The sequence below is a fragment of the Limnobacter litoralis genome, from assembly GCF_030160455.1.
Lineage (GTDB): Bacteria > Pseudomonadota > Gammaproteobacteria > Burkholderiales > Burkholderiaceae_B > Limnobacter > Limnobacter litoralis.
The window spans coordinates 416,021-429,372 of sequence record NZ_BSOJ01000006.1; the positions used below are offsets into that span (position 1 = coordinate 416,021).

Here is a 13,352-nt window from a genome sequence, read left to right on the forward strand (position 1 = left end):
TCAATCCGCTTTTTGACTAACCTGAAGGTCTTCAATCCCAGTGTTTGGTTATGAAAAATTATCTGCTTGATCTCAGACAGAAGTTAAAACCCTTGGTTCCTGTCCTGTCGATGTCCGTGCATGAGCATGGGTGCAGATGGGTCTACGGAATGGTGCGTCAATCCAACGTATTGTCATTCAATGCCATTCGTTGTTCGGGGGGATCTGATCTCGAATCGGGAACAAGCATTTCCGGTGATTCATTGAACGCAGGTCTATTGGGTGGTTTCATCCAAGATGCCCTGGGAAAGATTTCATCCTGTGGCCTGGTCAAGCCCTCCGCAGTGGTCTATTCAATACCCGCAAGTCGGGCCTTCATGTGCGAGCTGGTCTCTGAGTCGGGAAGTTCAGAGGAGGACCTCCGGTTTCAGATTGAAGATTTGCTGGCAGCAGCGGTGGGCGACCAGACTGATGAGATGGTCTACGACTGGCAAACCAAGCTGGATACTTCGACAAATGATCAGGGCGATCCTCTGGTTGTGGCCGCAGTTCTCAAAAAATTGCTGGATGAGATTTTGCAGGCCAGCAAGGCCAGCCAGTTGAAATGTTTGGGGGTCACACTCGACAACATCGCGGCCGTGAACGGCTATTTACAGGCTGCAAGCAAACATCACCAGACGGGCAATCCCAAATTTTTGTTGTATGGAGAAATTTGCAAGCACCGGGTTCGCTTGGCGGTTTTTATTGAGGGCTTTTTGTGCCATGAAAGTCAGGATTTCAGCGATCAGGGCTTTTCGGTCGTCCAGTCTGTAGCGTCGCTGGAGAAGCTCGTCGGTGTGTGGGCTCGCGGTGATCAAGACCAGGGCGAGGGCACAGTCAGATTGATTGTCGGTGGCGATTTGATGGCATCCAAAACTGCAATATCGACCATCAAACGCAGTCGCTTACTGGCTGACAAGCTGTTCGAAATTCGTCCATTGCCACAAATCCGGGAACACTGGCATGCCGATGTGGTTGCATATGGCGCGCTGGAGGGCATGCCATGCGCGTAATCCTTTTCAATTTGACCCCTTATCGGGAACGTCGCGAGGCATTGCAGCGGCAATTGTTTCTGGGTGAGTCGATGTTGGTGTTGCTCGGCGCCTTGTTGCTTTGCTGGTCAGTGAACTCGGTTCTCGATGAAAAGGTGAACGCCAAACAGGCGTATCTGGATCGAATTCATGCCCTTCAACAAACTGTGGCAGACCGTGTGGCTGAGGTGGATGGCATCAAGAAGAAGCTGACCACTCTTCGTCGGCAGGTGAGTGTCCTGAAATCGATTGAATCGGATTCCAGGTTTTCCAGTGAACTGTTGTCTGTCATCGACCAGTCCATTCCCCAAGGTATGGCATTGAAGCGAATTGTGGTGAGTCGAGACAAGGTGTTTTTGATTGGGCGTACCGACAATGTCAACACCTTGGCACGGTGGGTTGCCTACCTAAAGCGGTTTCCCAAAGTGTACAGCGATGCTTCGTTGATCAGTGTCACCTTGGCCCAAGACACCAAGACCAACGACAAAGGAATAGCACCGGCAGATGCGCTCCACGATTTTGAATTGCAGCTGAAGGTGGCGGCCCCTTCGCTTGATTTGGGACAACCCGCGGAGGATGGCAGTGATAGAACTTGATCAGGAAAGTCTGGAGAGTTTCGTAAAGGGTCTGCACCGACAGCCGAGGAGGTTCAAGCTGGCGCTTCATTTGGGCATTGTGGGGGTTTGCATGGCCATTTTTACGATGGTCTTTTGGGTGGATGCTGTTGAAAATGCCATTGAACTGGATCAGACCATACGGTCCACATTGGGCGATCTGAATCGTCAGGTGACTGCCCTCAAGGACAAGTCGCGCATGGAAATTGAGTTGGCGCAACTTGAAAGGCAACTGCCCAAGCTAAAGAGTGCCTTGCCCAACGACAAGGAAATGCCTGCTCTGCTGGATCGTCTAAATGCCAGCATTCTGAGTCATTCACTGACCTTGGGCGAGTTCAAGCCATTGTCGCCCATGGATCGCGACGTGATGACGGTTATTCCCGTGAAAGTGAGAATTCAAGGCGATTCAAGCAATGTGTCGAGAATTCCCAACTTCCTGGCTGAATTTCCCCGAAAGGTCAGTCTCACCAATTTTCAAATGAACTATCAAGCCGAGCAAAAGGCATGGGTTCTGTCGGGTCAGATTTCAGCCTTTGCACAGTTGGGGGTTCGACTCAGTGCGCCGCCTGCTGTTGAAAAATCGGCGCCTTTGACAGGGAGTACAGGTCAATGATGTCCTTCTTGCTGGGGCTGTTATTGGGTCCCTTTTTTCCTCAATTGGCGGATCCACAGCTCACTTACTCGAATCAGTTGTCGGTGGTTGTTCAACAACTTGAAAAGGACAGTGCACCTCCCACCCAGGCGGAGATTGATGCGGTTGCAAATGCGCAAGCCAAGGCAGATCAAGAGGATGAGCAGGGCGTGCAGGTCAAACCCATCAACGGTCGCTTGCTTCAGGATTTGATCGCACCCAAACGATTGGCTGCTGCGCATGACTCTTCTGGGGTCGAGGACAGTCAACCTCAAAACCCACTGGTTTTGACCGGTGTGTTGCGGGTCGGCCATGAGCTGGTGGCGATATTAAACAACGGTTCGGAAGACTTTGTGGTTGCCAAAGGTAGCTACGTTCTTAAATCAATGCAGGTTGTTGATGTCAAGGGCACATCGGTGCAATTGCGCAGCATCAACAAAGACCGCACGGGGCAGATTACAGAGCTGCAACTGAGCGGGGAGTCAGTCTCGGGGGGTACACAATGAAAAAGGCATTTCAATGCATGGGGCGGTTCCTGGTGCTTGTGGGTTTGACTTCTGTCGTATCAACGGCTTGGGCACTTGATGTGACCTCGGCGAAACTTGAGAGCGACAACGACCACTCCGAACTGACTCTACAGTTTGATGGGCCAGTTCCCGATCATTTGGGCTTTTTTCGGGTGACTTCGCCCGCTCGTCAAATTGTCGATTTTCCAGTCCGGCTGGACAATGAAGCCTTGCCTTTGACTTTGAACCCAGGTGGCCGTTTGGTGAAGGCTGAATTGGTTCAGGGGCAGGGCCGCACACGGCTCGTGCTGCAGGTGGCCTCTGATTATGAAATTACCAAAGAACAGCAGGGTCATACGCTGAAAATTCGAGTGGCTGGCCCTGCGCCTTTTCACCCCAAGATGAGCAATCCGGTGAGTTTGCCTGCCAACAGCGGTCTGAAGGAAGAGGCTGAAAAGGCACTGGGTGTGAAAGTTGTGCCAAGTGAGGGCCCAAAGCTGTTGTCGTGGACATTGGGTCACAAAGAGGATGGACGTGAGGTGATCCGGTTGAAGTTTGACCGGAGTGACATCAAGGCCGATGCCTTGCTTAACAATGATCGATTGCGGGTGCGCTTCTCCCATGGACTTTTGGCCGATGGCGTCTCCGAGGCGTTGATGACGAAAGACGGTGACCTTGTGTCAAATGTACAAATTCAGGGGGGAGAGGAAAACCTGGTGCTGACAGCAACGCTGGTGCATGCAACGCACATGGTCAGACAGCTTGGCAACATGGTTGAGGTGGTGCTGACGCCGAAAGAAAACCAGACTGCGGAACCCGCCAAACCCAAGTCTGTGACGCCAGTCGACGATTTCAAGGTGTCCAGATACACGGGTAGACCGATTACGCTGAATTTCAAGGATGCAGACATTCGTACTGTGATGCGTGTTTTTGCCGACTTTACCCACATGAATCTGGTGTTGACAGATCAGGTACAAGGCAAAGTGACCGTGTTCCTCAACGACGTGCCTTGGGATCAGGCGCTGGACATCGTGCTTAAGTCGAAGAATCTGATTAGTACGCAGTCGGGCAATGTGTTGTTGGTGTCTACGCCCAGCGATGTGGTCAATGATCAGGCCATTCAGGCCACCATTCGGGCACGCGACGACATGGAGCCACTGGTTTCAAAGACGTTTGTCATCAGTTATCAAAAAACAGCGGATCTTGTGGCGTTAATTGAATCAGACAAGTCAAAGCTTTTGTCAAGTCGAGGCACCCTGATTTCGGACGAGCGAACCAGCCAGATTTTTGTCGAGGACACGTTGAGTCGGGTGGAGCGCATCGCCTCGGTCATCAAGAGCCTGGATAAACCGGTCAAGCAGGTCATGATTGAGGCAAAGGTGGTTCTGGCTGATGCAACGATTGCCAAAGACATCGGTGTCAGGTTGAAGGTTGATTCAAGCCGGGCACTCGATTACGTCACTGTGGGCGACAATTTCGGCAGGGGTTCTTTTGTGGACAGTGGGGGGGACGCCGCCACCAATTTTGCCTACACCCTGTTCAATGCCGACGGCACAAGGTTGATTAATCTCCAGTTGAAGGCCTTTGAAAAGGACACCAAGGTCAAGACGGTTTCCAATCCACGTGTGATCACTTCAAACAAGGAAACCGCCTTGATCGAGCAAGGCACGGAAATTCCTTATCAGGTGGCCACAAGTAGCGGAGCCACGGCCACTGAATTCAAGTCCGCCAATTTGAAACTGGAAGTCACGCCACAAATTGCGCCGGATGGATCCATTCTGTTGAACGTGGACGTCGCGAAGGATTCGGTGGGGCAAAATACCAGCAACGGCCCTGCCATCGACACGCGTCATGTCAAGACCAAAGTACTGGTTTCAGATGGCGGAACCGTGGTTTTGGGCGGAATTTTTGAAGATCAAAACACCGATGAAAATGGCAAGATTCCTGTGTTGGGCGACATCCCTGTGCTGGGTAATCTGTTTAAAACGCTCAGCTCCAATCACCGCAAAACCGAGTTGCTGATTTTCCTCACCCCGCAGGTTATGGAAGATCAATAAAAATTGCCTGTCATACCGTACAATGCCCTGATTAAGAACGATGAAGTATTGCCGTGTCAAATCAGAGTATTGTGCTGATCGGTATGATGGGCGCCGGAAAAAGCACAGTGGGCAGAGCACTTGCCCGACATTTGTCCTGGGAGTTTTCAGACACGGACCACGTGATTGAAAATCAGACCGGGGTGTCCATTCCAGTCATTTTCGAAATTGAGGGTGAGGCGGGCTTTCGCAGGCGAGAAACCCAGTGCCTGATTGATTTTTCGAACAAGTCTGCGGTCGTTCTGGCCACGGGCGGGGGCATTGTGCTGGCCGAGGAAAACCGGCGCCTGCTGAAGCAAATTGGCCCAGTCGTTTATCTCAAGGCATCCGTTCAAGAGCTTTTTCAACGCACAAAGCTCGATAAAAACAGACCCCTGTTGCAAACGCCGAATCCGCGCCAGCGCATTGAAGAGTTGCTGGCCCAAAGAAAACCCCTGTATGAATCCTGTGCCGACCTGGTGGTCGAAACCGGGCGTCAGCCTGTACACTTGATTGTTCAGAAAATTTGTAAGGCACTGGGCCTGGAATCTGGCCATCCTGCCAATCGTAAGGTTCAAACATCCGAATGATGCACACTTTAGAAGTCGATCTGGGTGATCGAAGTTACCCCATTTACATCGGTGCAGGCCTGCTGGAACAGCAGGGTCTGTTTGCGCCGCATGTCGCTGGCAGAACCGTCATGGTGTGCACCAACACCACCGTAGGCCCGCTGTATCTGGAAAGGATACTGGGAACCTTGCAGTTGGCTGGAGCCAAAGCTGCCCATTCCGTGGTGTTGCCCGACGGTGAAACCTACAAGGACTGGCCGACTTTGCAGCGTATTTTTGACGCCTTGCTGACTCAGCATTGCGACCGCAAAACCGTCATCGTCGCCTTGGGCGGTGGTGTGATCGGCGACATGGCTGGCTTTGCCGCGGCCACTTACATGCGGGGTGTACCTTTTATTCAGGTGCCGACCACCCTGCTGTCGCAGGTGGACAGTTCCGTCGGCGGAAAAACAGGCATCAACCACCCTGCGGGTAAAAACATGATCGGCGCGTTTTACCAGCCGCAGGCGGTGGTGGCCGACATCGCCACCCTGAATACGTTGCCTGATCGAGAGCTCTCCTGCGGTTTGGCCGAGATCATCAAGCATGGCGCGATTGCCGACACGGATTACCTGTTGCAGGTTGAACAATGGATGCCCCGCTTGCTCGCGCGTGACGCGGAGGCTTTGGCCCTTGTGGTCAAGCGCTCCTGTGAAATCAAGGCAGATGTGGTCTCCAAAGACGAACGCGAGGGCGGATTGCGGGCCATCCTGAATTTCGGACACACCTTTGGCCATGCCATCGAAGCAGGCATGGGCTATGGCCAATGGCTGCATGGCGAGGCGGTGGGCTGTGGCATGGTGATTGCCGCGCAACTGTGCCTGCGCATGGGGCGCTTGTCCGCTGACGAGGCGGCCCGATTAAAAAAAATCGTCATCGAGGCCAAACTGCCGGCCATACCACCCGCGCTGGGCGTTGACCGCTTTCTGGAATTGATGGCCCACGACAAAAAGAACGACGCCGGTGCCATCAAGTATGTGTTGCTCAGTGGGCTGGGCAAAGCGTCCACCTCGCCTGCCGATGAGGCGCTGGTGCGGCAAACCCTGACTGACCTGGGGGCGGGTGCCTGATGAGTTTCAACCCCGAAGCCAATTTGGCACCCTACGCGGTGACTTCCAAAAACAGCAAGGGGAGGGCGTTTTCCGAGCCTGCACCTCAGGGGCGCACTGAATTTCAGCGCGATCGGGATCGAATCATTCACAGCGCCGCTTTCAGGCGCCTGGAGTACAAAACCCAGGTATTCGTGAACACGGAAGGCGACTTGTATCGCACCCGTCTGACCCACAGCCTTGAGGTTGCGCAGATTGCCCGCTCCATTGCACGCAATTTGGCACTGAACGAAGAATTGACCGAAGCGGTCGCCCTGGCCCACGATCTGGGGCACACGCCCTTCGGGCATGCGGGGCAAGATGCGTTGAACGAATGCATGGAGCCGTTCGGGGGGTTTGAGCACAACCTGCAGTCCCTGAGGGTGGTGGATGATCTTGAAGAAAAGTACGCCGACTTCAATGGGCTGAATTTGTGTTTCGAGACGCGTGAAAGCATTTTGAAGCATTGCTCATTGCCCAATGCCCAGCGATTGGGTGACGTGGCCAGGCGGTTTGTGGACCGGCGGCGGCCCGTGCTCGAAGCGCAAGTCACCAACCTGGCCGATGAAATCGCCTACAACAACCACGACATGGACGACGGCCTGCGTTCCGGGTTGATCACGCTTGAACAGGCGGCAGAGGTTCGCTTGTTCAAGCATCATCTGGATCGCGTGAAAGACCGTCATCCGGGTTTGAGTGGCCGTCGTCTGATTCATGAAACAGTGCGAGGCATCATCAATGCCCTGGTGGGTGATTTGCTGCGGGAATCAGAACGACGTTTGGCCCGTCACAAACCAGCCAATGTGGCTGAAGTTCAGGACGCCCCTCCGCTGATCGGTTTCAGTGACGAAATGAACGAACTCAATCGCGAGTTGAAGGCTTTTTTGCGCAAAGGTTTGTACCAGCACTACCAAGTGCTGCGCGCTACCTTAAAAGCCCGTATGGTGGTCAAAGACCTGTTCAACACCTTCCATGGCGACCCCCGCTTGTTGCCACCCCAGTTTTTTGAGCGGGCCGAAAGCGATGTGCCCCGTGCGATAGCCGATTACATCGCCGGCATGACAGACCGCTACGCCATGAAGGAGCACCAGCGGCTGACTGTACCTGGTCACAGTGTTTAGGTGAGTTGCAATGGCCCGCCAGGCACGCTTGTTCATACCCGATTGCCCGACCTTGATCTTGCTGCAAGGGGTTGCAGGACAGGTTGTCTTTCCCAACAAAAGCGCATTCTCGTCGTTTCGTGACCGTTTGCCACTGAGTGCGCAGGAGGAGGGCGTGGATGTTCATGCCTACTGCCTGACAGCCGGGCAGGCCCTGTTGCTGATTAACTGCCGTGAGGCTGCCCAAGTGGGGCGCTTTGTGCAAAATCTCAATCGGCATTACTCCCCAGTCATCAAGTTGATCAAGTCAACCGACATGGTCAGCCTCTGGACCCCTCGGTTCAAATCCACTGAAATTCAGCCCGGGCAGCACAGTCTGAAAGCTTGCCTGTTCACTGAGCAGTTGGCCCTGCGCATTGGGCAGTCGCAAGATTTGACCACTTACCCGTGGTCCAGTTTCGCGGCGCACACCGGCGCAGTCAATGAGCCTTGGCTAACCGATCTGCCGGTTTACTGGCAGTTGGGTAACACGCCTTTTGAACGTCAGGCGCGATACCGTCAGTTCAGCGAGCAGGGCTTGTCGTCGAAAGACGTGCAGGGCATTGAATTCTGTTTGCAGAAAGGCTGGCTGTGGAGTGACCCCGGCTTTGCAGACGCGGTTCAGGCCTTGGCAAACCGAAGTGTGGGGCCCAAGCCGCGCGGACGACCCAGGTTGCAACGCGATTGATTTGCAAGTGTTTGTGAAAGATCGGTATTTTTGTCTGTCCCTATTTATTTATCGCAGACTTGGTTGATTGAAACTAAATAGGGTCAGACCCCTATTATTTTCCTTGTCTTGATTGACGCACTGCAGTACAGTATGCCCGTACTGAACTGACGGGGTTTTTGCGCCTTTTTGCTGCGCAGCCCCTTCCCAACGGAGAATGCAGATGCAAGACATTCGGAAAGTTGCCGAAGACAAAGGCCTTTATTCCGCCCAAAACGAACACGACGCGTGTGGCGTTGGCTTTGTGGCGCACATCAAGGGCAAGCGAACCCATGACATCGTTCAGGGCGGTTTGAAGATTCTGGAAAATCTGGACCACCGTGGCGCGGTGGGTGCTGACCCACTGATGGGTGACGGCGCCGGTATCCTGGTGCAAATTCCGGATCAGCTATATCGCGAAGAAATGGCCAAGCAGGGCGTGACATTGCCCCCCGCTGGTGAATACGGCGTGGGTATGGTGTTTTTGCCGAAAGAAAACGCCTCCCGCATCGCTTGCGAGCAGGAAATGGAGCGCGCGATCAAGGCTGAAGGTCAAGTGCTGTTGGGCTGGCGCGATGTGCCGATCAACCGCGACATGCCCATGAGCCCCACTGTGCGCGCCAAAGAGCCGGTGATCCGCCAAGTCTTTGTGGGCCGTGGCCGCGACATCATGGTGACCGACGCACTTGAGCGCAAGCTGTATGTGATCCGCAAACGCGCTGTGCACGCCATCAAAAACCTGAATCTGGCCCACGGCACTGAATACTTCACGCCTTCCATGAGTGCGCGCACCGTGGTTTACAAAGGCCTGCTGCTGGCCAACCAGGTGGGCGAGTACTACCTCGACCTGCAAGACCCCCGCTGCATTTCTGCATTGGCACTGGTTCACCAGCGTTTCTCGACCAACACATTCCCCGAGTGGCCCCTGGCCCACCCCTACCGCATGCTGGCCCACAACGGTGAGATCAACACTGTTAAGGGCAACTTCAACTGGATGCGCGCCCGCGAAGGCGTGATGAAGTCCGCCGTGCTGGGTGACGACCTGCAGAAGCTGTACCCCCTGATTTTCGAAGGCCAGTCAGACACCGCTTGTTTCGACAACTGTCTGGAACTGCTGGTGATGGCAGGCTACCCGATTTCCCAAGCCATGATGATGATGGTGCCGGAAGCCTGGGAACAGCACACCCTGATGGACGACAACCGTCGCGCCTTCTACGAGTACCACGCCGCCATGATGGAACCCTGGGACGGCCCCGCCGCCATGGCGTTCACCGACGGCAAACAGATTGGCGCCACGCTGGACCGCAATGGCTTGCGCCCCGCGCGTTACATCGTCACTGAAGACGACCTGGTTGTGATGGCCTCTGAATCCGGTACCCTGCCGATTCCTGAAAGCAAGATTGTCAAGAAATGGCGTCTGCAGCCCGGCAAGATGTTCCTGATCGACATGGAAGCCGGCCGCATCATCAACGACGACGAGCTGAAAAACCAGCTGGCCAACGCCAAGCCCTACAAGCAGTGGATCGACACCATTCGCATCAAGCTGGATGAAGTGGATGGCCAGCCTGAGCCGATCGAGCCGCGTGAATCGCTGCTGGACCGTCAGCAAGCCTTTGGTTACACCCAGGAAGATCTGAAGTTCCTGATGGCGCCAATGGTGCAAAACGGCGAAGAGGCCACGGGTTCCATGGGCAATGACAGCCCTTTGGCTGTGATGTCCAACAAGCTCAAGCCCCTGTACAACTACTTCAAGCAGTTGTTTGCCCAGGTGACCAACCCGCCGATCGACCCGATCCGCGAAAACCTGGTGATGAGCCTGAACAGCTTCATCGGCCCCAAGCCCAACCTGCTGGACCTGAACAACATCAACCCGCCCATGCGTCTTGAAGTGCATCAGCCTGTGCTGACCTCCAAGGACATGGCCAAGATCCGCAACATTGAAGAATTCACTGGCGGCAAGTTCAAGAGCCACGAATTGAACATCTGTTATCCGGTTGCCTGGGGCAAGGAAGGCATTGAGGCGCGCATTGCGTCACTGTGTGCCGAAGCCCGCGACGCTGTGAAGCAGGGTGTGAACATCCTGATTATCACCGATCGCCTGGTGGACCGCGATCACGTGGCCATTCCTGCCTTGTTGGCGACTTCTGCCATTCACCAGCACCTGGTGAAGGTGGGCTTGCGCACGTCCACCGGCTTGGTGGTTGAAACCGGTTCTGCCCGTGAAACCCACCATTTCGCCCTGTTGGCGGGTTACGGTGCCGAAGCCGTTCACCCCTACCTGGCCATGGAAACCATTGCCGAGATGAGCAAAGGCCTGCCTGGTGAACTGAGCACTGACAAAGCCGTTTACAACTACATCAAGGCGGTGGGCAAAGGCCTGATGAAAGTGATGTCCAAGATGGGCATTTCCACCTACATGAGCTACACCGGCGCGCAAATTTTCGAAGCCGTGGGTTTGAACCAGGCTTTCGTAGACGCTTATTTTGCAGGCACATCCAGCAAGGTTGAGGGCATTGGCGTGTTTGAAGTGGCTGAAGAAGCCATTCGCATTCACCAAGCTGCGTTCAGCCCCGACCCCGTGCTGGCACATTCACTGGATGCCGGTGGTGAATACGCCTGGCGCACCCGCGGTGAAGAGCACATGTGGACCCCCGATGCCATTGCCAAATTGCAGCACTCCACACGCTCAGACTCCTACAGCACCTACAAAGAGTACGCGCAGATCATCAACGATCAAAGCAAGCGCCACATGACTCTGCGTGGCCTGTTTGAGTTCAAGATTGATCCAAGCAAAGCCATTCCGATTGAGGAAGTGGAACCTGCTGAAGAAATCGTCAAGCGATTCGCAACGGGTGCGATGTCTTTGGGCTCTATTTCAACAGAAGCCCACTCCACACTGGCCGTGGCCATGAACCGCATCGGCGGCAAGAGCAACACCGGTGAAGGCGGTGAGGACCAGAAACGTTACCGCGCCGAATTGCGTGGTGGCCTGGAAAACTTCACGCCCGGCAACGGCCCGATCAAGGAAGGCGAAACCCTGAAGAGCTTCCTGGGTGACGTGGTGGTTGCTGACTTCCCCTTGAAAAAGGGTGACAGCCTGCGTTCACGCATCAAGCAGGTGGCTTCTGGCCGCTTTGGCGTTACTGCCGAATACCTGACTTCTGCCGATCAGATCCAGATCAAGATGGCACAAGGTGCCAAGCCGGGTGAAGGCGGTCAGTTGCCGGGTGGCAAGGTGTCCGAGTACATCGGTAAATTGCGTTACTCCGTGCCTGGCGTGGGCTTGATTTCCCCACCCCCGCACCATGACATTTATTCCATTGAAGACCTGGCGCAGCTCATTCACGATCTGAAAAACGTCAACAGCCACGCTTCCATTTCCGTGAAGCTGGTGTCCGAAGTCGGCGTGGGTACGATTGCAGCGGGTGTGTCCAAGGCCAAGGCCGACCACCTGGTGATCGCGGGTCAGGACGGTGGCACTGGTGCATCACCGGTGTCCTCCATCAAGCACGCCGGTACCCCTTGGGAACTGGGTCTTGCTGAAACCCAGCAAACGCTGGTGCTGAACGGCCTGCGTGGTCGCATTCGCGTGCAGGTTGACGGCCAAATGAAGACAGGTCGCGACGTGGTGATCGGTGCCATGCTGGGTGCCGACGAATTCGGCTTTGCCACTGCACCGCTGGTGGTTGAAGGCTGCATCATGATGCGCAAGTGCCATTTGAACACCTGCCCGGTTGGCGTGGCCACGCAAAACCCCGAACTGCGCAAGAAGTTCCAGGGCAAGCCTGAGCACGTGGTGAACTACTTCTTCTTCATCGCCAACGAAGTGCGCGAAATCATGGCGCAACTTGGCATCCGCACGATGGACGAGCTGATTGGCCGTTCCGACCTGCTGGACATGAAGAAAGGCATTGAACACTGGAAAGCCAAGGGCTTGAACTTCAGCCGCCTGTTGTGGGCCCCAGAGGGCGGTGACGAACCCCGTTACCACACTGGTTCACAAGACCACGGTCTTGAAAAGGCCTTGGACCAGAAGCTGATCAAGCAGGCTGCGTCCGCCATTGAAAAAGGCGAGCGCGTCTCCTTCATTACACCGATCCGCAACGTCAACCGCACCGTAGGTGCCATGTTGTCGGGTGAAGTGGCCAAGAAGTACGGCCACGAAGGTCTGCCTGACGACACCATCCACATCCAGTTCACTGGCACGGCGGGTCAGTCCTTCGGCGCCTTCCTGGCACACGGCATTACCGCCGACCTGGTGGGTGAAGGCAACGACTACGTGGGCAAGGGTCTGAGCGGCGGCCGCATCATCGTGCGTCCAACCAACGACTTCCGTGGCCTGTCCGAGGAAAACATGATTGTCGGCAACACGGTGCTGTATGGCGCGATTGCCGGTGAGGCATTCCTCAGTGGCGTGGCAGGCGAGCGTTTTGCGGTTCGCAATTCGGGCGCAGCGGCTGTGATCGAGGGCACGGGTGACCATGGTTGCGAATACATGACTGGCGGTACCGTGGTTGTTCTGGGTGAGACCGGTCGCAACTTCGCAGCCGGCATGAGCGGCGGCATGGCTTATGTGTACGACATTGATGGCCTGTTCGCCAAGCGCTGCAACTTGGCGCAGGTTGAGCTGGAGGAAGTGGTGTCAGCCGTTGAGCAGGAGGCCCGCGGCGACCGCGAAATCTGGCACAGCCTGACCTCTGGTGGGGAGCGCATGACTGATGAGGCCATTTTGAAAGGCCTGATCGAGCGCCACGCCCGTTACACCGGCAGCGAACGCGCCAAGGAAATTCTCGAAAACTGGACAACTGAACGCAAGAAGTTTGTGAAGGTATTCCCGACCGAATACCGCCGCGCGCTGAAAGAGCTGTACGTGGCTGCACAAACCGCTGGCAAAGTTGCCGCTTGATTAACCACCTGTTTAAAAAGGATTCAAAAA

At 55.1% G+C, this 13,352-nt stretch carries 10 protein-coding genes; all 10 read left to right on the forward strand.

The features are described from left to right. Positions 1–50: 50 nt before the first annotated feature. The 10 genes from QQJ87_RS03530 (at position 51) to QQJ87_RS03575 (ending at position 13,322) form a co-directional block, all read left to right on the forward strand. Positions 51–1,031, forward strand: a complete 981-nt coding sequence (locus QQJ87_RS03530; RefSeq protein ID WP_284279985.1) for a hypothetical protein — start codon at positions 51–53, stop codon at positions 1,029–1,031. Then, positions 1,022–1,645 carry a PilN domain-containing protein gene (locus QQJ87_RS03535; protein ID WP_284279986.1) on the forward strand — a complete coding sequence of 208 codons (624 nt, stop codon included), beginning with the start codon at positions 1,022–1,024 and terminating at the stop codon, positions 1,643–1,645. The genes QQJ87_RS03530 and QQJ87_RS03535 overlap by 10 nt, the downstream gene beginning before the upstream one ends. Continuing rightward, positions 1,632–2,276 carry a type IV pilus inner membrane component PilO gene (locus QQJ87_RS03540; protein ID WP_284279987.1) on the forward strand — a complete coding sequence of 215 codons (645 nt, stop codon included), beginning with the start codon at positions 1,632–1,634 and terminating at the stop codon, positions 2,274–2,276. Before QQJ87_RS03535 ends, QQJ87_RS03540 begins: the two co-directional genes overlap by 14 nt. Continuing rightward, a complete protein-coding gene (locus tag QQJ87_RS03545; protein ID WP_284279989.1) occupies positions 2,273–2,800 on the forward strand; it encodes a hypothetical protein in 528 nt (175 codons plus the stop codon). The genes QQJ87_RS03540 and QQJ87_RS03545 overlap by 4 nt, the downstream gene beginning before the upstream one ends. Continuing rightward, on the forward strand, positions 2,797–4,857 hold the full coding sequence (locus QQJ87_RS03550) for a type IV pilus secretin PilQ (protein ID WP_284279990.1): 2,061 nt from the start codon (positions 2,797–2,799) through the stop codon (positions 4,855–4,857). The genes QQJ87_RS03545 and QQJ87_RS03550 overlap by 4 nt, the downstream gene beginning before the upstream one ends. 53 nt (positions 4,858–4,910) lie before the next feature. Then, positions 4,911–5,465: a shikimate kinase gene (locus tag QQJ87_RS03555; protein ID WP_284279992.1), complete on the forward strand. Its 555-nt coding sequence runs from the start codon at positions 4,911–4,913 to the stop codon at positions 5,463–5,465. Further along, positions 5,465–6,553 (forward strand): 3-dehydroquinate synthase, encoded by a 1,089-nt coding sequence (gene aroB, locus QQJ87_RS03560; RefSeq protein WP_284280085.1) that lies wholly within the window; start codon positions 5,465–5,467, stop codon positions 6,551–6,553. Before QQJ87_RS03555 ends, aroB begins: the two co-directional genes overlap by 1 nt. Beyond that, positions 6,553–7,692 (forward strand): deoxyguanosinetriphosphate triphosphohydrolase, encoded by a 1,140-nt coding sequence (locus QQJ87_RS03565; protein WP_284279993.1) that lies wholly within the window; start codon positions 6,553–6,555, stop codon positions 7,690–7,692. The genes aroB and QQJ87_RS03565 overlap by 1 nt, the downstream gene beginning before the upstream one ends. A 10-nt stretch (positions 7,693–7,702) precedes the next feature. Next, positions 7,703–8,398 carry a hypothetical protein gene (locus QQJ87_RS03570; protein WP_284279997.1) on the forward strand — a complete coding sequence of 232 codons (696 nt, stop codon included), beginning with the start codon at positions 7,703–7,705 and terminating at the stop codon, positions 8,396–8,398. A gap of 202 nt (positions 8,399–8,600) precedes the next feature. Next, positions 8,601–13,322: a glutamate synthase-related protein gene (locus QQJ87_RS03575; RefSeq protein ID WP_284279999.1), complete on the forward strand. Its 4,722-nt coding sequence runs from the start codon at positions 8,601–8,603 to the stop codon at positions 13,320–13,322. Positions 13,323–13,352: the final 30 nt, after the last annotated feature.

Coding starts and splice junctions, on each gene's coding strand:
- QQJ87_RS03545 (WP_284279989.1), top strand. CDS start 2,273: ATGATGTCCTTCTTGCTGGGGCTGTTATTGGGTCCCTTTTTTCCTCAA.
- QQJ87_RS03530 (WP_284279985.1), top strand. CDS start 51: ATGAAAAATTATCTGCTTGATCTCAGACAGAAGTTAAAACCCTTGGTT.
- QQJ87_RS03535 (WP_284279986.1), top strand. CDS start 1,022: ATGCGCGTAATCCTTTTCAATTTGACCCCTTATCGGGAACGTCGCGAG.
- QQJ87_RS03565 (WP_284279993.1), top strand. CDS start 6,553: ATGAGTTTCAACCCCGAAGCCAATTTGGCACCCTACGCGGTGACTTCC.
- aroB (WP_284280085.1), top strand. CDS start 5,465: ATGCACACTTTAGAAGTCGATCTGGGTGATCGAAGTTACCCCATTTAC.
- QQJ87_RS03570 (WP_284279997.1), top strand. CDS start 7,703: ATGGCCCGCCAGGCACGCTTGTTCATACCCGATTGCCCGACCTTGATC.
- QQJ87_RS03550 (WP_284279990.1), top strand. CDS start 2,797: ATGAAAAAGGCATTTCAATGCATGGGGCGGTTCCTGGTGCTTGTGGGT.
- QQJ87_RS03575 (WP_284279999.1), top strand. CDS start 8,601: ATGCAAGACATTCGGAAAGTTGCCGAAGACAAAGGCCTTTATTCCGCC.